Raw genomic sequence first — 18,597 nt, 5'->3', positions numbered from 1 at the left:
TTAACCCACATCTTGCCATAGCGATTCATTAATCTGCACTAAAACCTCTGACAACTGCCCATCAAATATTTTATTTAACCTAACAAAACCGCCACCTTGGGTTCTAAATTCGCCTTGGTCTAGCGTTTCAATATCAACAATCGTCTCAGCTTTCAATTGCTTACCAATACGCTCTAGCCATTTGCGTTGAGGTGGTGTCCAGTTTTGAGAAGCCAGAATTTTCCTCATTGCCTTGTCTACCCTCTCTTCGTAAGAAACCAAAGCATCACCCAAAGCGGCTTGGCGGATAAAGCCAATGATTGAAGCGGCAATATCAGCATTGGTCATCTCCCGCCATGCCACCTGTAACGTCCTTTCTGAATATCCCGCAAGGTCTAGCATTAAACGCAATTCCTTTAACTGCGCTCTGGTTAACTCGCGGGGACGGGTAGTAACTACCATCAAAGCTGGAATCTTATTGATGTTCTCTCGTAAATATGCCCCAAAACTATCTAAATAATCTTCGGGTTTTTGAGCATTACCATACCCCCTCTCTATACGCCGTAGCTCGTCGGCATGACGGGAAATTAGTATCGGTTGCCTACCGCCATCTCTAGCATCTAACATTTGTGCGATCGCTGCTCTTTGTCTAAACCATTGCTTGAGTTGCTGAGGGTCGGTTTGGCGCAAATGATTGATCATGTCTGCCATTGGCATTCCGGCAGCAGCTTCAATACTCTCCCGGTTGCGCTCGCCTAGTTTTCTTTGCTGGCGTTGCAGTTTGGCTAAGAATTGTTCAACAATGGTAGCCGTAGCAGTGCTGTCGTTAACTGTCTGCAATTCTGACACCAGTTGGGTAAACGAAATCTTGGGGTTAACTGCCACTGGTTTCATTGTGGACAAAGGCGACAGGGCTGAATATAGATTTACTGCATCGTAAATGTAGAAAACTTCTTTTTTAATCGCATCGCAACGACGTGTAGCCCGTCCTAACATTTGTTCGTAAAGGATGCGCGAGTTTACCCGTCGAATAAAGACTAAATTGCAGATTTCGGGTACATCAATGCCAGTAGTTAACAAGTCTACCGTCACGGCAATTTTCGGGTTAGCTTCGTTTTTATAGCGGCGAATTAATTGTGATGGTTGGTCTGCCTTGCCAGTAATCTTAAGAACTGCATCATCTTCAACACTGCCATACTGGTCAATTAAGGCTTGTTTTAATAAGTGAACAACAATATCAGCGTGACTATCATTCACACAAAATATTAAGGTTTTCCCTGGTAATGAAGGGTCAATATTTTGGGCTAAATATTCGCAGATGACTCGATTAAATTCTTCAGTAACCACTTGGCGGTTAAATCGTTCTACTTCAATTTTGACTTCATCAGGGGCATTAACTAGATCAATCCTGCCTGTGAGCGGGTCAAAATATTCCATTTCTGCCCCTGGTTGCCACACTATGCCATCTTCGCTAAGGGCTGTCACTATGCGGATGGGAGGCTCACAGTCAATGAGGTGGCCATCAATGACTGCTTCTTTATATCTGTAGGTGTAAACAGGTTGACCAAATATTTGCGTAGTATGCAGGGCAGGGGTTGCAGTAAGTCCAATTTTCACGGCATCAAAATGGTCGAGGACGCGGCGATACTTAGAAACATAATCGTTAAAGTCGCGGAAGGTGATTTCTGTATCGCTTAATTCCCTATCTAGCAAATATCCTCTGTGGCATTCATCCACAACAATGCAATCATACTGATCGGCGGTAGGAACGGCTGCGTTCTCGCCTGGGTAAAGAATACGCTTGACAAATGCTTGTACAGTATCAATGTGGACTTTGGTATCGCTATCTGGTACTGCCTCACCCAGTTCTTTTAGACCAAAAATATCAGCGAAAGTTTGTAAATTCTCTATTCGCGTTTCTTTAAAAACATTACCTGTCTGTTCTCCCAATACTGTGCGGTCTACCAGAAAAAGAACGCGGCGAAAACGTTTAGTCTTGAGAAGACGATAAACCAAAATAAGGCAGGTTTTAGTTTTACCTGTCCCTGTGGCCATTGCTAATAATAATTCTCTAAAGCCTTTGGCTAATCTTGTTTCAACGGCTTGAATCGCTTTGATTTGGTAATCACGCAGTTCCAGGTTATAGTTAAAACCTTCTTCGGCAAGTCGTTGGTGTGCTTGGTCTTCATCCTGCCCAAGTGCATCAACAAAAGCTTCTGGTTTGTACCAAGTGCTAAGAGGACGACGGATATTTTCAGGGCGGCGTACATCACAAAACCAAATGCCGCTTTTGGTTTGCAACTGTCTCAAAAATTCTCGTCCATTAGTGGCAAAGACGAAAGGTACTTTGTATTCTCCCCAGGGGCCACCGGGTAAGGTTTCGTTATCTTTAATTTTGTAACCGCGGCTGTAACGTTTGGCTTGGTCGATGGCAGCATAAACATCAGTGCTTTGGCGTTTGGCTTCGACTACAGCCATTACCTGGAGTCCCACAAACAGAACGTAGTCAGCGCGTCCATCATCTGTAGGCCATTCTGCGATCGCCAAATTCCTACCTTTTTGCGGACGAGTGCCTATACTGTACGTAAGCTGCTCTGAATTTACTTCCCAACCAGCAGACCTTAGCTGAATATCGATGAGGCGGCGGGTTTCCCGTTCATCCAGGTCAATGTTTTCTCCTGCTTGTTGGGAACGCTGAATAGTTTCTTGAATTGTTTGTACAGACTGACTTTGTGCTGTGGCTTGAAGAGTTGCAAGGTGATTTAAGGCAACTTGTCTTTGTGCCTCAGCTTCTTTGGCTAATTCTTCTGCGGATATGCGATGCTGTGCTTCTTGTTGGACAGCGATTTGTGCTAGTTCTGTGGCTGTGCGACTGGTTTGTAACTCAGCCCGCAACTGTTCTAATTCTTGTTTGAGCGCCTGGGTTTCTACCTCTGGGTCTTGAGGTGGGACAAACGGGCCAGGGTTAAAATCTGGGTTTTTGGTCGTAACCCGATGAAACCAGATTGCTAGCTGCCGTGCATATTTCAAGTTGCTCAGGGCAGTTCTCTGGTCATCAGCAAGCGCGTGTGTAGCATTATTCCCAGCTAGACGCAATTCATTGAATAAATCATAAGACTTGCCTTTGAGGATTCCTTTGTCCCGCAGGCGACGCATCAAATCAATTTGCCGCTCTTCACCTTCGTATATTCCTACTTGAGCAGCAATCAGTTGTGCCAGTAGTTCACCAAACTGACGCAGTTTTATTACACAAGTATTAGGGTCATTAGTAAAATACCTTTCTGCCAAAGCTCCTAGTCGCACCAGTTGCGGATCATGGACTGCTAGAAATCCAAAGTTTGGCGATACTAACATCCTGGCAGTTTTTCTCCCTTGGGGCTTGCAAGTGTAGATTGCTACTGTATAAGTATCTTTCTAACAGATTATACCTGAATTTGTCCCGTATTAGCCTAAGCTTTAAGCTTTAATTGCAACCTTTCAATAGTAAACAGCTTTATTTTTCTGGTTTGAGGAGAGTGATCGCATTCCTCGGACGCTTATGTCTCTTTAGTAGAAACCAATCACTGTAAGCCTTCTGGAGCTTTATTTAATTTCTGGTTTTTGGCTAGAAATTCTAGTTTCTGTTAGTAAATGAAGCTCAAAGCTTGATTCAATCAAAGGTTGAAAGTTTCGCTTCGATTATTGTTTTTCAAAAGTGGCATAACAGGGTTATGTTGAGCATAAATCTGCTATATTGTTGGACTCATTAAGTAGCTCTGGTGGTTCTATTACATTACAGCAGATTCAATTCTCAGCAAACATAATCTAGTTTATGTTAAGTCTTTACTAAATCCGGAAACGCCTATAGATTAAAATTTCTCGCATTCTTCCATTTTCTCGAAAAGAGAAGAGAGTCTGTTCAACCTAGCTTGCTCAACTACGTAATAGAATCCAAAAAAAGCCATAAAAAAAACCAAACTCCAACCCCAGGTAAGTACTATAGTAAAAGCCAGTATAATCCATCCAAGAAAGCCCCAAGTCACAGGTGGAAGCCATAGATGCTGGAGAGCAAACTGAGCAGGGAAATGCCCACTGGCATTTATTCTACTTCTGTTAAAAGTTAGCTTGTTTAAATCTAATCTTTTCCATCCGACATCCTCGCCAAACTTTTTATAGTCATGACCAACGCTTTGCCAGATAGGCTTTTGCACACTAAAGCCAAAATTCTGATTACTGTATTTTACCCAAAGTTGGTTAATAGTGCATAAATCAGTACAGGGAAATTTTTTAATAGATTTAGAACTTAGCCGGCCTTTTTTTTCTCTACCAGTTGCTTTAAGCATGACAGCTAAAGTTTCCTCATCTGCTTCTTTCCATTTTTTGGCTGCAAGCAGATCGCGTAGCTGAGTGTAGTTCATGTTGCACTCGCTCAATAGTAGGTCATAATGAGGTAAAAATTGTACCAGCCAATCTTCAACTTTCTGAGGTCGTTTACTAGACTCTAGTTCCATCCCCCAAAGAATTGCTCTGTTCACCCCATCACTGATATCAGGATTAATCTTTTTAGGTTCAATCAGTTCGTCTGGACGCGATTTTCTGTCTCTTTCTCTTGAGCTAATTGGATCTTTTTTAGTTAGCAGATAGTATAATGTTGCAGCTAGACTATAAATATCGGTAAAATGCCCTCGTCTATCCCTTCTGTGAAACTGCTCAGGTGGAGCATATTTCTCTGTAAATATCGCGGTTTGCGATTGGGTAATTTCAGGGATAAAATCTCGCGCTATTCCAAAATCAATCAGTACCGCCTCTTTATTATTTGTACGCACCATAATATTTTCTGGCTTAATGTCACGATGCAACACCCGTTGATTATGAACAACTGTTAAAGCTTCACCAATTTGCTTAACATAACCTAATGCTTCTGCTTCTGGTAGGAAAGAATCTCTACTACTTACAAGCTCTTTTAAGTTTTTTCCCTCAATATATTCCATTACAAGGAATAGTAATTCTAATGGAGCTACATTGCTATTCTGAGTGTTGAAAGATCCGCCATTTGGTAGTTTTAACTCTTCTAAAAAAGTTTGATAAATCTTGACAATATTAGGATGTTGAATCTTAAATAAAGTATCAGCTTCCTTTTTAAATGAATCTATTGCTTGAAATAGTTTTTGTCGATTAATATTATCAGATTGTATGTGTTGCAGTAATTCATCTTTTATAGCCTTAATAACAACTAAATTATTTGGACTATTTGTATTAATAGCAAGATAGGTAATGCCGAAGCCACCTTTACCTAGTTCTTTTTTAATAAAATAGCCACGCTTTTTTAATTTTTCTTTTATAAACTCATTCATATCATTACTCAAAATAAAGATCGCTGACAAACAATACTTAATAAATTAGATCTGATTCGTAAACAAAAGCTCAAGATATCTTTCGCTTGACCATTAAACGAATCAATGACCCTACGCAGTTGTGCAATAGGAGGGCGGCAAGGTAGTAGTATTTACTAGTATCTGGTACGTTAGACGTAGAAAATAGCATTCACAATTTCTCTTAAATCTACTTCTACTGGATGTCCAAATCCTTTAGGCTTGAGAATTAACCATTAAGCATCGCTTAAGTCATTTGAGTAGGGTTTGCGCTCTTCGCTTTCAACTGGGGGTAGACTGCTCATCGACAACAACATAAATGTTATCGATTCAGCCTAGAGCCAGAGTAAAACGAGGGTCTGTTTATATAAATTTTCTTTACAAATCAGATCTTACGATTTTAGACAACTCATTACTTAATCTTTTTAAATTATATATTTCTTTATTGATAAATCTCTGCGACGCTTCTACTAAATTATCAATATTGTCAGTACTAGCATCATCCATTTTGTCATTTACATAAATTAAATCATTTTCCCCCATACTATAGTGTTTTGAGTTTTTTATTTCTGAGTATTGTGGTTGAAATCGATAATACTGTTGCTCCTGAATACTTCGTTGCAATTTAGCTGATAGTAATTGTTCCATTTGATAGTCTACTACTTCACTTTGACCATTCAAAGTTATATCAATCAATGGTTCTATCCATTTAATTTGTCCCCAGTTAGCTATCTCGTCGATATCTAATCCACGGGCTTTTCTTCCTGTACCTAATGATACTACCAACAACTCATCTAAAGGAATATTTTTTCCTTTCTTGGCTTTGTAAGAATTCATTGCTTCTATAATTGCAATAGAAGTTGGATTATTAGCAAATACCCCACCATCAACTAACGTATACCCTTTATCTGGATGGTTGATAGCATCAACCCAATAGGGTTTAAAGTATGTAGGTGCAGCCGAAGTTGCTAATGCTGCATTTTCCATCGTGTATCCTTCACATATTACTCGGTATAATTTAGATGTTTTATATTCTTCTTCCTTTTGGGAATTACTTGTGAAAAAAATCGGTTTTCTAAAATTAGTAGAATAACTAGTGATTAAAATTTCAGCAAGTGCTTCTTTCATATATGTATCTTTTAAGTAATCATTAATTACTTTTTTCTTCCCTTTGCGAGAATGTTTGCTACTAAATAAATCTTCTGCTTCTATCTGTGGAAGAAATTTATTCAGTATAGCTTTTAAAAGATTTTCTTTAGCGTTATCAAAATTTGATTTTTCCAGTTCTCTCCCTTGAAAAATTCCTTTTCCTTGTTCTATGTATAAATTTCCTAACTCTTTTACAATATTTATTATGTTATTATCAAAATTTGATTTTTCTGGTTCTCTCCCTTGAAAAATAATTTTTCCTTGTTTTACATATAAATCTACTAATTGTTTAGCTGTAAATTTAGGTTTAGTACGATCTTTTTCACTTGGTTTTGTAAGTCCTAACGTTAATATACCGCCTGTTGATGTTCCTGCAATTAAATCGAAAAGCTGGCATATTGGTTTTTGTGTTTCTTCCTCAATTTTAGCTAAAATCATGGCTGGAACGATACCTTTAATACCACCACCATCAATTGACAATACTGCACGTTGAAAGCCCATATAACTATTCCTTAAAAATTACATCAAGCACATTAAATTTACTCCTGCAAAGCCATTTCGTAGAGCATTCTTCTAATTAGCTTAGTCCCTTCTTTCTCTTAGTAATTGAGAGGTTTCGTTGGTTTTCAACCATTGCTCAACTAACTCAGTTATCACTTGGCTCATCTTCAGCCCACGTAAAGCGCAAGCTGCATGAAAACGTTTTTTCAAGTCGTCTGCAATACTGATATGCATAGCGGTTATTCTAAATAGTGTCTATACAAAGCTACAAATGCACAAAACTTCATTCCAGATTGATATTAACAATATTCAGTAGATTTACGATAGTGGTTAAGCATAAGAAAATCTAAACTCTTTGACTAAATGTTTACAGTCTATTTACTACTCCTTGATCCTAGAATTCAGCAAAGGGTTGCTTACGATTTCAACACCCCCAACACCTGCAATATCCCCTTCACTGCCACCTTCTCCCGCTCCATCTGCTGAACTCGCTTCAATAACCGCTTGGGAATGTACTTTGAGGGTTTGAGAGTGCAATAGCCCTTGGCTTAAGCGGGAGCTTATCGCCTTCGCTCCAAAACTCGTAGTGCTAATAGGCCTGTGGGTAATCCTTGCCATTCTCGGTAATTAGTGCAGGTGAGCGTTTAATGTTGCCTGAACTAATTGACAAATAAAGATTCTTGCTCGATAAACCTCAAAAGTTATTCTTCAAACTCAGTCAAATACGGTCGCTTCAATTCTCCCAGGTGCTTCAACACAGGTTTTGCTGCTTCTCATAAATTCTTATTGTCCCATAGCCGACTAATGCCATTGCCTCCGGCAGACGGGTGTGCCATCGGAAATTACAAAAACTCTACTGAAACCTTATAAACACGTGGAACTCACAGCAAGCTTATTCTTTAATAAAATTCGACAGCTAATTCAGAATTAATTGAAATAATACTTTGAGTCTCTAATGCAGCAAGCTTCTTTTTTAATTCTCGGCCAACAATTTCTTTAAGCGACAAAACCTGTCTAGTTTATCAAACCATGCCAAAGTGACGATCACTTACGGAGCTATCGCTCTATGCTGTCTATTAACCATTGACTCTAGATTAAGTAAACTGTTAGCTTTATGTCAATAGAAAATAGACAGGAAATTACTATGATTGATTTAAAAATGGTTGCCTCAATTTATTGGAACAAGCATTTAGGACAAAAACTTAGGCGATTGCGAGGACAACAGAGTGTTAGAGCAGTTGCTGAAAAAGTAACTGAACTAGGAGAAAAAGTATCTTTTCAATATATCCATATGCTGGAAGACCCCACTCGTTATCCTACAGCAGCTTCAAGCGTCTCTACTGAAAAACTTAAAGTTATCTTAGAAGCATTGGGTTCTAACGTCGAATCATTTTTGACAAACTCCGCCAAAATTTTTCTAGAATCTATTGACAGTCTAGAGACACTAGACTAAAATATTAACATAAGCGTAAGCAAATAGTTAAACGCTTATATTACTAATTCAAAAGACGACCGCCCCGTCTCGCAAACTAAGCGATCGCCCTTTGACCCTTTCACAGGAGTTTCTATTATGACTTACCCCGTTTACACCTATCAACAGCTGCAACACAAAACTCTCAGGCAACTTAAAACTATTTACTCTCAGCTTACCTGTTCTATCAAAGTTATAGACAAACGCTGTAAAGAATGCTGGGTACAAGCTATTCTTACACACCAGTCCACCCTAAATTACAAAGTCGCTAATGAACAAGCTGTTGCCCAAACCGAACTCAACAGCTACATCACCGTTCAAGCCCAAGCTGTTGCACCTGAACCCTTGACAACAGTAGAAATCACTTCTAATCACTACGAGGTCTACTGTGGCAAAGAACTCGTCGCTTACATCGCTTATGATTATGACGAGTTCGCAACTCAGCCTTGGGTGGTGATGGTCAATGGTAAGGAGAGATTCCGCTACACTACTGTTTCTCGATGCCAACGCTTCATTGAATGGCATCACAAAGACGGCACACTCAGGGAAACATTCCCTGTACCGCTTGAAGTCCCACAAGCGCCAAGAATCCTGGAAATCTCAGACTATGACCAGGAAGCGTTTATTGGTGATGACTATCTTGTAGCCAGTATTGTTTACGATCATGACAATTACGAGAATTTATACTGGCGAGTTCTGGTAAACTCAGTTGAGATTTTCCGCGACCTCTCCGCAGCCAGATGCCACAGCTTTATCAAGCAACAGTACCAGCAAGGCACATTACCAGTACAAGAGCAGTTACCAGAAGAAATTTGCATCACTGGTAATGAAATCATGTCCCAGATTTTTGTTGAATGCGAGAAATACGGCTTCGATATCTACAATGACGGTCGCATATACCATAATCACCATCTGTTGGGTGAAGTCGGATGCACTGACGGGAATTGGTGGGTGATAAGCAGTCGGGAGAATCAACAAGTGATGTGTAAGTCTGCATTCGATGCAGTCTGGCGCTTATCAATGCTAGAAATCTTACCCAGCATCCAGATAAAACTTGCTGATTGTAAGGAATTATTAGCTCGACCCTTTGAATTACTGAGTTCTGATGAATGCAGCGGCGACGAAAGCACGAGCCAGAATTAATCGCAGCATAAAACCAGAAGTGGGCAGCAGTAAATATTGCTGCTCATCTCTACTTAGAGCAGATACATTTTTTCAAGCACTGCCAAACTTTTTATTTGTTTCCTGCTGAAGCACAATTAGGAGCCAGCATGAGTTTATCTTTGAATCCAAGCGCCTTAGTTGAATCTCCATCTCTTAGAACATCTGCGTTAGATGGATTAGATGATACGCATTCTCAATATGTATTAAACAAAGCAAAAGCCCTTGTGTTTGCTGTTTGGAATGGGCAAGGTTGGGCAACAGTTGAACAGCTAGCTCAATACTTCCAATGTTCTATACAGGGTGTTAAGCATATTTACGAGAGAAATGGTCAAGAGTTTCGGGCTAACGAAACTAAGAAGTTGACTGGTAAAGAGTTGTTAGATGGTCGCTCCTATTTGGGGTTACCATCCCGGACATCCCAAGCCAGGGTATTTTCACCCCTTGGTACACTCCGTATTGCAATGCTGCTAACTGAATCTGAGGTAGCTGCACAAGTGCGAACTATCATCTTAGAACTAATTGTCCAAGTACCAAATATTACACCAAAAGTTGAGGTTAGCAATGTCCTAGCGCTTCCCCCAGTCGAACAGCGTTTGCAAACTTTCGTCCTGGCGATGAAGACTCTCGCTGAACTTACAGGTGGCAGACTCAACCCATACATGGAACAACAATTTAAAGACTTTGCCGGGAACCTTTTGGCTGAACACAACACAAAATTGCTAACCCCAAAAGAAGAACGCTGGCTAGGGGTGGTCAACTTTGCTGAGATTGAACTCGGTAAGAAAGTCCCCCTAAGCGGCACTCACTACCGGGGACATCTTGGCACATGGGTGAGAACATTCTACCCACATTTAGGCTCGCGCCAAGAAACACGACTGGTTAATGGTACTCAGCAAGATGTCTACGTCTACGCCTGCCATGACCCAGAAGTTGCAGCCGGCTTGACCAAAGCTGTAGAAGAATTCTTTGCACATCCTCACCCCAGTTTTGCCCTCAGACAGGCGGGGGCTTTCGCTAGTAAGAAGGAAAGAGTATCGGTTTAGTAACCATCTGCCAGAAGTTATCACTAACTTGAGTTTTCTTTTGCTAAATGCTGGCTATTAAACCGATATCTTTTGAGTCGCCTATTCCAAATTGATTCTAAAGCTTGCTGATGAAACAAAGAATAAGTAACAGATAAGGAGAGGTTAATGACACGATTTCAAGACCCAAGAGCCGCAGCGATCGCTACTCAGATAGACCAAATCAATGCAACCGGTTGGGAAGGAGCTTGCGACTTAGCACTACAAAACCACACAGCAAAAGGCGGTTTGTCCCCAGTAGCAGCAGTATTGCGTTTCGATATGTTCCTTACAAAAGCGCAAGATACAGCCGATAAGCGACAAGCACTTTGGACAGAGCAGGTAAGCCAAAATATCAGCGGTATCGAGTGGTACACCGTAGAGTACGGTGGTATGGCTGTAAAGCTTCCCCGCCTGTGTGAAGAATTAACTTTAATTCCTGGGGATAAGGAAATATTGATGCAGTCCAAGCCGGTAGCGTTAGAGTTTCTCGCGCACTGGAACATCTCTTTCAAACTGTGGCGTTACGACCGCTCTGTTGAATCGCGTTGGCTTTCATCTCGCTGGAGCCATTTCCAATTCGCAATTCGCAACTCGCAATTCGCAATTAATAATACCCCAGCATGAATGCGGGGACTTGGGTATTGATACTACATATTTTCTTTCTTCTCATAACTAAAATTAGAGGCTTTGGCTCCAAGGTGGATCAATTATCAATTACGTCCCTAATTGCGAATTGCGAATTGTTTGGTCTGCTGGGGCAATCCTTTGGCAGTCCACCGCACCGCTAGCTATTCGGAGGCTGGCTCAAGTTGGTTTCAGTGGAATAATTTTACCCCGTGGAGGTAAGAGTGACCGCACGTGTTTAGTATACCAGTGCAATCAGCCAGCGAGCGCATCGGACACGCGTTAATATTACTCAAAAGCTCAAAGGAGAAGCAGAGAATGCTATTCGGATACCAAAAAGAAGAACTCATTGAACAACTAGTAAATGATTCTTTAGGTGTGAATCACCAAAATCGTTTTCTTGATGTCAAAAGATGGATACAAAAACAACCACTAGTAATCGCAGGTTACTTTGATGACGTCAAGGGAGTTAATTTAGTTCACCTAATTGGATTATGGCTTGATGGAGATTTTGCAGAATATTATCCATACGCCGCAGACCATTTTCAGATTTTGGTTGTTGATGAAGATGATGATAGAAGTCTAAAAAAACTTCTCAAAGACTTTAGGTATTGCCATTATCTAAAAATTTGGGTGAGGGGTGAAGAAATTTCAGCATTAGAGATAAAAGAGTTTTTGGAAGTAGTATGAAACTAACAATAACCCAAGCCCTACAAATCCTCAAACTGCGATCGCCCTTTGCAATGGCTGACCTAAAGAAAGCCTACCGAACCGCAGCCCTTAATACACATCCTGATTGTGGGGGCAGTAATGCCAAATTTATCAGAGTAGATGCTGCTTATGATTTGTTGAAATCTTGTGCATCTGATTTCCACAAATTAGATGATGACTATTGGGTTAATTATTGGGAATCTCGATTAGAAGATTTACGTAAAAAGTTTATAAAAGACTGGCGCAATGCTTTTGAAACTGCCAAGTCACAGAATCAGGGGATGTGGTTCTCAACCTGCATAGAACGATTCGCCCGTGCTTATATGCGACCTCGTACTGAATGGTTTGAAGGGGTATTGTTCCCAAAATCAACTCCTCATGTTCGAGATAAATATCGCCAATTACTGTTAGAGATTGCACCAAATCAAAGGCTAAGAGAAGAGTGGGCGTTGAAATACTATCGCTTGGAGTTTGGGTTTAATACCCCTTATGTGTTTTATCTACCACCAGCAAAAATACACCAGACACAGGAGGCAGTATGACTGTTGCACAACTGTTGACACCACAACTACAAACTATTGGTAGGCATCTTCTGAACTTCTACGAATCTCCATCGTGGTTTACAACTGAACTACTGCGCCACGTTCCGTTATCTGGTGTGATTGGTGAGCCATGTGTCGGACATGGGGCGATGCCTGCGGCGGGCGCTTACGCCATCGCTTCTTTACTTCGGGTTTGGCCACACACCACAAATATCTGGACTAACGATATTGACCCCAACAAACAGGCTAATTACCATTTGGATGCAACACTGTCCGAGTCCTGGGATGATTTTCCAGCGTGCGATTGGATCTGCACTAATCCCCCATATTCAGAGTTTGCATCCCCAATTATTAAGAATGCCTACCAGAAAGCTCGTATCGGTGTCGCGGCATTCTTGTTAACCAGTTTTCTCGAACCCTGTGATGATCGGGCGGATTTCTTACAGCAGCATCCGCCGTCACTTGTCATCATCATGCCCCGCTTTTGCTTTCGTAAGGACAAAAGGGGTACTCGTTGGGCGACGGATAATATCACCATCTCATGTTTTGTGTGGGATAAACGCGCAACGGAACAACAAATTATTATTCGCCCCAAGTCTCAAATCCTGGGTTTTTACAAGAATCCAGAACAGGCCATAACTCAAGAACGGGCAGAAGAAATTGTTCGGACGATTGCTCAAGGGAAGTATTTATGAAACAGATAAATTTTTTGATGAACCGACGGCAGTTTTACCAGTCAATTACTATCCAAATTTTCTTTCTAAGGAAGAAGCCTCAGAACTTTACCAACATTGTCAACAACTGCAATGGAAACAAAACCAAATACGTATGCTTGGTAAAACGTTGCTTGTACCTCTCCGAAGGGAGACGCTACGCGAACGCCTAGAGTGCATTTATGGTGATGAAGGCTGTGATTACCTCTACTCCAAGAGCGTCTTACTCAAACCATCGCCTTGGACAGAACCTTTAGCTAAGTTACGTGACTCTATCACCGCGACCACTGCCTACAGCTTCCGAATTGTGATTGGCAATCAGTACAGAAGCGGCCAAGACAGTATCGGGTGGCACAACGATAGTGAAGCTTCGATGGGGCTAAATCCGGCGATTGCATCCATCAGTTTAGGTTCAGCGAGGAAATTCCAAATCAAGCCCATCGGGGGCAAGCCTACTGACTTTTGGCTGGAGCATGGGAGTCTGCTGGTGATGCTTCCAGGCTGTCAGAGTACCCATCTGCATCAAGTACCCAAAACCACTAAGTTTGTGACTACACGGTTCAATCTCACATTTCGACCGCACGTTGGGGGTAAAGGATGATCTGTTGTTATCACTCTTGGTAATGTTTACATCCAAAATTATCAATATTTGAGGAGAATTCTATGGGCTTTCGTAATGGTAAACCCTCCAAACAGTTTACAGCAATTCCCAACAGTTTAATTCGTGATTATAATCTTACTGATTCAACATTTAGGTTAATTTGTTGGGTCGCTTCTCACGATGAAAACTTTGATATTAGTTTTACAGTAATCGAAAAATATCTGGGGTATAAACGAGACAAAATTCGTAGCGCTATTAAAAATGCTGAAGAAAATGACTATTTAGTTAGAGTCCAAGAAAACAATCCAAATAATGGTAAGTTTGATTGGCAATATTACATTTTCACTAGCAAAGAAGACACAAAGTTTTTTCGAGAAAATCATTTATCCATAGGTGGGTCATCCATAGGTGGGTTACCCGTCGATGGCTCGTCCATCGATGGCTCATCCAACGGTGGGTCATCCATAGGTGGGCTATCCAACGTTGGATCATCCACCCCTCATATAGAAAAACAATTAGAAAAAAAACAATTAGAAGAAAAACACAACAGAGAAGAATCGCCCTCTATCTCAAGCGACTTGATTGAAGTTGAAGATTTTTCTCCTACAGAGACTCAACTTCAAAAACTCCTTCAAGCCAACCCATTACCGCAACCTCAAGAACAGGAATACCAAAGCCCAGAATTTTCTTTTTTACCAAGAAACCCAGAATCTATGACTCAAAACGAAGATTCTGCATTTGGGTCAAAAGTCCTGGGTTTGTTCGATAAATCCGAACAAACGAACATTATTTCATTCCCTGCCTCAACAGAGCGCTCATCTCGTGATCTTGCCAAACTCCAGAAATATCAACAACTTGATGAAAAAGGCATCACCCTCAAAAAGCCAGAGTTAGTTGACTGGGCTTGTTTAGAAATTGGTCAATACGTCAAAACTTACCGTCAAAGCGGCTGCATCCTCACTGGCGGTAACGATGTCTCACACGAATTTGCAGTTTACGTCGCTTCACAGAATTGCAAACAGAGGCAAGAACCAACCATTGCACTCGGCTTTAACGTGATCAACAAATGCGAAGCTGACCCTCGGTGTTGGCAGAAGTTAGTGATTTGGGTGATCGAGTGGCAACAAGCTCGTCAAACCCGACAGCAAGTTAATGTTGCCGCTGCTGTTAATCACCAACAGGAATTAGAGCGTATTCGGCAAGCTGCTAACACTCCTTTTGAACTTTAAGGAAGTAAGAGCCTACACAACTACTCCAACGTAATATACATTCTCCTCTTTTTGCCAATTATGATTACACAGTCTAAGTTTGAAAAAGGTATTTCAATATTGCAAACCCACTTTAACCGTGAATTATGCCCGGAAGCGATCGCAATTTGGTCAGAATATCTCAATGAACATCTTGACGATCAAGAATTTACCTGTGCGGTTAAAGAAGCAATTCTGACTTTAGATTTCTTTCCCAGTGCCAAGAAGTTAGTCGAGTTTGCCACTGCCAGTTATGAAGTGCAAGCGATCGCTGATTGGCGTATGATTATAAAAGCCGCAAAAAGTTCTAATGAACAATGGCAATTAGAGATTCTTCAACCTTTAAAAGAACGCGCTCATGTTGCACTTAAAACTATTGGAGGATTGCAGCCAGTGGCAATGGCTGAAGAATGGCAACTACACAGGTTGGAGAAACAGTTTATAACTGTTTATTGTGCAACTCATGACAACATAAAGTTTTTACCACCTTCACCACCATCAAAGCAGTATCCTCTTGAAGTAATTCCACAGTCATCTGATAGTAGACCAATTGATTTATCAACCAAGTCCCCATCAATTCGTCGAGTCTTAGAAACTCTCTCTTTACGTTCAAATGGTCTTGATATTTCACCAGAGCAAGCTTGCCTTAATGCTTTTGCTCGCTATGATTGGCAAATTGATTCTGGGCGATTGGATTATTTTGTACAGTTAGATAAAGATGCTAAACAGCAGTTTATGACCAAGTTTAGCTTTGCAATGAGAAATAAAAGTTTATGGCGTTCAGCTACATCAGTTTTTGATGAGATTAGCGGTTACCAAGTTCCAACTTCCCAAATCGATGCTAAAGCAATTGCACGAGAATGGTTGGCACAAGATGAAGATGTAGAGTTCTAGTTCATAAAATCATTAGGTCTTTATTTAGACAAGGATGAGATAAATTGAGTTACGATAACACTGCCAAGTATTTAGCTGAATTGTATCCTGCCGAGTTTGCCAAATGGTTATTAATCCCAGAGCCGCAAGAAGTTACAGTATTAAAAACTGAACTCTCCCTTGAACCTATTCGCGCAGATTTTGTAACATTTCTCCAAACAACTAATCGGATTTTGCACGTTGAATTTCAGACACTAGCTACATCTAATCCCCCAATTCCTTTACGGATATTAGATTATTATGTGAGATTAACACGACAGTATCGAAAACCAGTAACCCAAGTGGTGATTTTCTTACAAGAAACTAGTGATCTACTTGCATTTACTGAAGAATATACTGATGAACAAACCACTCACCGTTATCGGGTAATTCGTTTGTGGGAGCAGGATTCAACATTCTTTCTCGATAATCCAGCACTGCTGCCTCTTGCACCGTTAACTCGAACTGATTCACCTGCCGCTTTATTATCTCAGGTTTCTCAAAGAGTAGCTAGAATTTCAGATAGAAAGGAAAAACAGAATATTGCTGGCTGTACGGAGATTTTTGCAGGTTTAAGGTTTGAAAAAGATTTGATTCACCAATTTTTACGGGAGGATATTATGCAGGAATCAGTTATCTATCAGGATATTTTGCAGAAAGGAGAACAGCGGGAAGCTTTTCGTTTCTTAAATCGTCAATTAAATCGGCGTTTTGGTGAAATAGATTCCTCACTAATTGAACGAATTAGAGTGTTATCTACTGAGCAGTTAGAGGTATTAGGTGAAGCTTTTTTAGATTTTGTATCGGTTGATGATTTAACCAATTGGTTAAATCATCAACCGACTAACACTCAGTCTTGACTTCCCCTCCTGAAAAATTGCAATTCTTCAATTTGAATAACTTGCAGAAGAAAAAGAAGCAGAGGTTGGTGCATAAAAACCTCTGCTTTACAACAAAATCAACTAGCTTTAATATTCCTGCGCTTTATTAAAATGAGTTTATCAACATAAAAAAGCCGGAGGGAAATCGGACGCAATCCTCGGCTTTTATGAATAAAAGACTATTTTTATAGTGGCGCATTACATTCAATAATTCCTGGCTTAATGGCATATATCCTACTCTGTCAAAAGGCAGAAATTAGCTCATTCTTACATTAGACTTTTGTTACTAAACTCAAGCATTTATGGAGAAATCTGGAATAATATTTAATTAGTTGAAGCATTCATGTGAAAAACCCATCATCATTACTGAAAAGTTAGAAAAAAGGCTTACACATGACTAAAATCATTGCCGGAACAGGCCATCGTCCCGAAAAACTGGGAGGCTATAACGAAGAAGTTTTCACGCGATTAATAGCATTATGCAAAGCCTCTCTCCAGAAAATGCAGGCTACAGAAGTCATTAGCGGTATGGCATTGGGATTTGACCAAGCGTTTGCTACGGCTGCAATTAAGTTACAAATCCCCTTGATTGCAGCAATCCCATTCAAAGGACAGGATAAGAAATGGCAACCACAAGATAAAGAACATTACGAACACATTCTGTTTCAAACGTCATCAATTATCTATGTTGATCTCCTTGAAGAATATTCAGCATCATCATCAGGATATAGCAGTGAGAAGATGTACAAGCGTAATCAGTATATGGTGGATCACTGTAATGAAGTACTAGCACTTTTTAATGGTGCGGCTAGTGGTACTGGTAACTGTGTTAAATATGCTGAAAGTTTGAACAAACCAATATTCAATGTTTGGAAATCATGGGTTAAGTATCGGGGCTTTTGAAGATTATGAAATACAGCATCGAACTGTTAAACGAAACCACAAAGCTAACTTTAATAATTCAAGACCAGCTTGATTGTTCATTTGATGAAGCTTGTGAAGTTACAAAAATTATCTTTCGTCAAGTCAGGAATAAAGAACTTGTGATCAATAACTCTTTGAAATCTTTACTACCTGATTTTCTCCAACAAGTAAGAAATACCACTAAATAAATACAACAATATGCACAACCAAGCTAAATCAGGACATCTCAAGAACTTCTCTGGCTTACAAATTGAATCCGCTATTGCCAAAGCATTTAAGGATCTGACTAATTCTGACCATGAAATTGAGATGATCACATTTCAAGTTGAAAGAAGCTCCGACGAAGTAAAAATTGTTTTCTATGCAAGACAGGAAACTGAGAATGATTGAAACCTATCAACGACTTCTACAACAATGGGCATCTCTTGCCCCTAATGAATGCTCTACCACTGAGCGGGATTACAGGTTTAAGGTAAAAGTGCTGCCCGAAGTTGAAAAATGTTCTTTTGACAACCCCTGGCGTTCGGTCACTTCCGAAAATTCGGCTTGGCGGCTTCATGTAGCTGAAGATGTAGTTCTCCGGCAGTTAAATTTCGTTCTTCTGACAGTTCTACATCGCTGTTCTGTCCGTCAGACTAATATCAATTTCACTTTCTCCTCGCAAGGAACTATCGCCACAATTTGCAACGGGTTGAAGTCGCAAATACATCCACATCCAGCACTTGCAGCATTAGATGCTTATGTTCAACTACTGAATTTCTAG

General features: G+C 40.4%; 19 protein-coding genes and 1 pseudogene. 15 read left to right on the top strand and 5 right to left on the bottom strand.

Features of this window, described 5'->3' with window-relative positions; all coding sequences use genetic code 11:
• From hsdR to WKK05_RS38640, 5 genes and pseudogenes are all read right to left on the bottom strand, one after another.
• Complete coding sequence (gene hsdR, locus WKK05_RS38660; RefSeq protein ID WP_341531827.1) at nucleotides 1–3,333, bottom strand: type I restriction-modification system endonuclease; 3,333 nt, start codon at nucleotides 3,331–3,333, stop codon at nucleotides 1–3.
• A 494-nt stretch (nucleotides 3,334–3,827) separates the two neighbouring features.
• Nucleotides 3,828–5,312 carry a serine/threonine-protein kinase gene (locus WKK05_RS38655; protein ID WP_341531826.1) on the bottom strand — a complete coding sequence of 495 codons (1,485 nt, stop codon included), beginning with the start codon at nucleotides 5,310–5,312 and terminating at the stop codon, nucleotides 3,828–3,830.
• Between the two features lie 173 nt (nucleotides 5,313–5,485).
• Nucleotides 5,486–5,635: pseudogene (locus WKK05_RS38650) on the bottom strand (transposase); the annotation flags it as partial.
• 73 nt (nucleotides 5,636–5,708) lie between these two features.
• Nucleotides 5,709–6,980 (bottom strand): patatin-like phospholipase family protein, encoded by a 1,272-nt coding sequence (locus WKK05_RS38645; protein ID WP_341531825.1) that lies wholly within the window; start codon nucleotides 6,978–6,980, stop codon nucleotides 5,709–5,711.
• 81 nt (nucleotides 6,981–7,061) lie between these two features.
• The gene (locus tag WKK05_RS38640) at nucleotides 7,062–7,214 is read right to left on the bottom strand and encodes a plasmid partition protein ParG (RefSeq protein WP_341531824.1); all 153 of its coding nucleotides are present in this window, start codon (nucleotides 7,212–7,214) and stop codon (nucleotides 7,062–7,064) included.
• A 910-nt stretch (nucleotides 7,215–8,124) separates the two neighbouring features.
• Here WKK05_RS38640 and WKK05_RS38635 point away from each other — a divergent pair.
• From WKK05_RS38635 to WKK05_RS38565, 15 genes are all read left to right on the top strand, one after another.
• Entirely contained in the window at nucleotides 8,125–8,433 is a 309-nt protein-coding gene (locus tag WKK05_RS38635) for a hypothetical protein (RefSeq protein ID WP_341531823.1), read from the top strand.
• A 117-nt stretch (nucleotides 8,434–8,550) separates the two neighbouring features.
• Nucleotides 8,551–9,594 carry a hypothetical protein gene (locus tag WKK05_RS38630; protein WP_341531822.1) on the top strand — a complete coding sequence of 348 codons (1,044 nt, stop codon included), beginning with the start codon at nucleotides 8,551–8,553 and terminating at the stop codon, nucleotides 9,592–9,594.
• Between the two features lie 128 nt (nucleotides 9,595–9,722).
• Complete coding sequence (locus WKK05_RS38625) at nucleotides 9,723–10,658, top strand: hypothetical protein (protein WP_341531821.1); 936 nt, start codon at nucleotides 9,723–9,725, stop codon at nucleotides 10,656–10,658.
• A 147-nt stretch (nucleotides 10,659–10,805) separates the two neighbouring features.
• Nucleotides 10,806–11,303 (top strand): hypothetical protein, encoded by a 498-nt coding sequence (locus tag WKK05_RS38620; protein WP_341531820.1) that lies wholly within the window; start codon nucleotides 10,806–10,808, stop codon nucleotides 11,301–11,303.
• 318 nt (nucleotides 11,304–11,621) lie between these two features.
• A complete protein-coding gene (locus WKK05_RS38615) occupies nucleotides 11,622–11,993 on the top strand; it encodes a hypothetical protein (RefSeq protein ID WP_341531819.1) in 372 nt (123 codons plus the stop codon).
• Nucleotides 11,990–12,556, top strand: a complete 567-nt coding sequence (locus WKK05_RS38610) for a DnaJ domain-containing protein (protein WP_341531818.1) — start codon at nucleotides 11,990–11,992, stop codon at nucleotides 12,554–12,556. The genes WKK05_RS38615 and WKK05_RS38610 overlap by 4 nt, the downstream gene beginning before the upstream one ends.
• Entirely contained in the window at nucleotides 12,553–13,251 is a 699-nt protein-coding gene (locus tag WKK05_RS38605) for a hypothetical protein (protein WP_341531817.1), read from the top strand. The genes WKK05_RS38610 and WKK05_RS38605 overlap by 4 nt, the downstream gene beginning before the upstream one ends.
• On the top strand, nucleotides 13,217–13,870 hold the full coding sequence (locus WKK05_RS38600; protein ID WP_341531816.1) for an alpha-ketoglutarate-dependent dioxygenase AlkB: 654 nt from the start codon (nucleotides 13,217–13,219) through the stop codon (nucleotides 13,868–13,870). The genes WKK05_RS38605 and WKK05_RS38600 overlap by 35 nt, the downstream gene beginning before the upstream one ends.
• Before the next feature lie 62 nt (nucleotides 13,871–13,932).
• Entirely contained in the window at nucleotides 13,933–15,099 is a 1,167-nt protein-coding gene (locus WKK05_RS38595; RefSeq protein ID WP_341531815.1) for a helix-turn-helix domain-containing protein, read from the top strand.
• Between the two features lie 60 nt (nucleotides 15,100–15,159).
• Nucleotides 15,160–16,011 (top strand): hypothetical protein, encoded by an 852-nt coding sequence (locus WKK05_RS38590; protein ID WP_341531814.1) that lies wholly within the window; start codon nucleotides 15,160–15,162, stop codon nucleotides 16,009–16,011.
• Nucleotides 16,012–16,055: 44 nt separating this feature from the next.
• Nucleotides 16,056–16,889, top strand: a complete 834-nt coding sequence (locus WKK05_RS38585) for an Rpn family recombination-promoting nuclease/putative transposase (RefSeq protein WP_341531813.1) — start codon at nucleotides 16,056–16,058, stop codon at nucleotides 16,887–16,889.
• 414 nt (nucleotides 16,890–17,303) lie between these two features.
• Complete coding sequence (locus tag WKK05_RS38580; protein WP_341531812.1) at nucleotides 17,304–17,813, top strand: SLOG family protein; 510 nt, start codon at nucleotides 17,304–17,306, stop codon at nucleotides 17,811–17,813.
• A 5-nt stretch (nucleotides 17,814–17,818) separates the two neighbouring features.
• The gene (locus WKK05_RS38575) at nucleotides 17,819–18,022 is read left to right on the top strand and encodes a hypothetical protein (RefSeq protein WP_341531811.1); all 204 of its coding nucleotides are present in this window, start codon (nucleotides 17,819–17,821) and stop codon (nucleotides 18,020–18,022) included.
• 10 nt (nucleotides 18,023–18,032) lie between these two features.
• On the top strand, nucleotides 18,033–18,224 hold the full coding sequence (locus WKK05_RS38570; protein WP_341531810.1) for a hypothetical protein: 192 nt from the start codon (nucleotides 18,033–18,035) through the stop codon (nucleotides 18,222–18,224).
• Nucleotides 18,217–18,597: a hypothetical protein gene (locus WKK05_RS38565; RefSeq protein ID WP_341531809.1), complete on the top strand. Its 381-nt coding sequence runs from the start codon at nucleotides 18,217–18,219 to the stop codon at nucleotides 18,595–18,597. The genes WKK05_RS38570 and WKK05_RS38565 overlap by 8 nt, the downstream gene beginning before the upstream one ends.

The organism is Nostoc sp. UHCC 0302 (genome assembly GCF_038096175.1).
Classification (GTDB): Bacteria; Cyanobacteriota; Cyanobacteriia; order Cyanobacteriales; family Nostocaceae; genus UHCC-0302.
This window is presented reverse-complemented; position numbering and strand designations above follow the sequence as displayed.

What these genes read in the sequence shown, in the direction of transcription:
- hsdR (WP_341531827.1), bottom strand. Translation starts at nt 3,333, where the DNA reads ATGTTAGTATCGCCAAACTTTGGATTTCTAGCAGTCCATGATCCGCAA.
- WKK05_RS38655 (WP_341531826.1), bottom strand. Translation starts at nt 5,312, where the DNA reads ATGAATGAGTTTATAAAAGAAAAATTAAAAAAGCGTGGCTATTTTATT.
- WKK05_RS38645 (WP_341531825.1), bottom strand. Translation starts at nt 6,980, where the DNA reads ATGGGCTTTCAACGTGCAGTATTGTCAATTGATGGTGGTGGTATTAAA.
- WKK05_RS38640 (WP_341531824.1), bottom strand. Translation starts at nt 7,214, where the DNA reads ATGCATATCAGTATTGCAGACGACTTGAAAAAACGTTTTCATGCAGCT.
- WKK05_RS38635 (WP_341531823.1), top strand. Translation starts at nt 8,125, where the DNA reads ATGATTGATTTAAAAATGGTTGCCTCAATTTATTGGAACAAGCATTTA.
- WKK05_RS38630 (WP_341531822.1), top strand. Translation starts at nt 8,551, where the DNA reads ATGACTTACCCCGTTTACACCTATCAACAGCTGCAACACAAAACTCTC.
- WKK05_RS38625 (WP_341531821.1), top strand. Translation starts at nt 9,723, where the DNA reads ATGAGTTTATCTTTGAATCCAAGCGCCTTAGTTGAATCTCCATCTCTT.
- WKK05_RS38620 (WP_341531820.1), top strand. Translation starts at nt 10,806, where the DNA reads ATGACACGATTTCAAGACCCAAGAGCCGCAGCGATCGCTACTCAGATA.
- WKK05_RS38615 (WP_341531819.1), top strand. Translation starts at nt 11,622, where the DNA reads ATGCTATTCGGATACCAAAAAGAAGAACTCATTGAACAACTAGTAAAT.
- WKK05_RS38610 (WP_341531818.1), top strand. Translation starts at nt 11,990, where the DNA reads ATGAAACTAACAATAACCCAAGCCCTACAAATCCTCAAACTGCGATCG.
- WKK05_RS38605 (WP_341531817.1), top strand. Translation starts at nt 12,553, where the DNA reads ATGACTGTTGCACAACTGTTGACACCACAACTACAAACTATTGGTAGG.
- WKK05_RS38595 (WP_341531815.1), top strand. Translation starts at nt 13,933, where the DNA reads ATGGGCTTTCGTAATGGTAAACCCTCCAAACAGTTTACAGCAATTCCC.
- WKK05_RS38590 (WP_341531814.1), top strand. Translation starts at nt 15,160, where the DNA reads ATGATTACACAGTCTAAGTTTGAAAAAGGTATTTCAATATTGCAAACC.
- WKK05_RS38580 (WP_341531812.1), top strand. Translation starts at nt 17,304, where the DNA reads ATGACTAAAATCATTGCCGGAACAGGCCATCGTCCCGAAAAACTGGGA.
- WKK05_RS38575 (WP_341531811.1), top strand. Translation starts at nt 17,819, where the DNA reads ATGAAATACAGCATCGAACTGTTAAACGAAACCACAAAGCTAACTTTA.
- WKK05_RS38570 (WP_341531810.1), top strand. Translation starts at nt 18,033, where the DNA reads ATGCACAACCAAGCTAAATCAGGACATCTCAAGAACTTCTCTGGCTTA.
- WKK05_RS38565 (WP_341531809.1), top strand. Translation starts at nt 18,217, where the DNA reads ATGATTGAAACCTATCAACGACTTCTACAACAATGGGCATCTCTTGCC.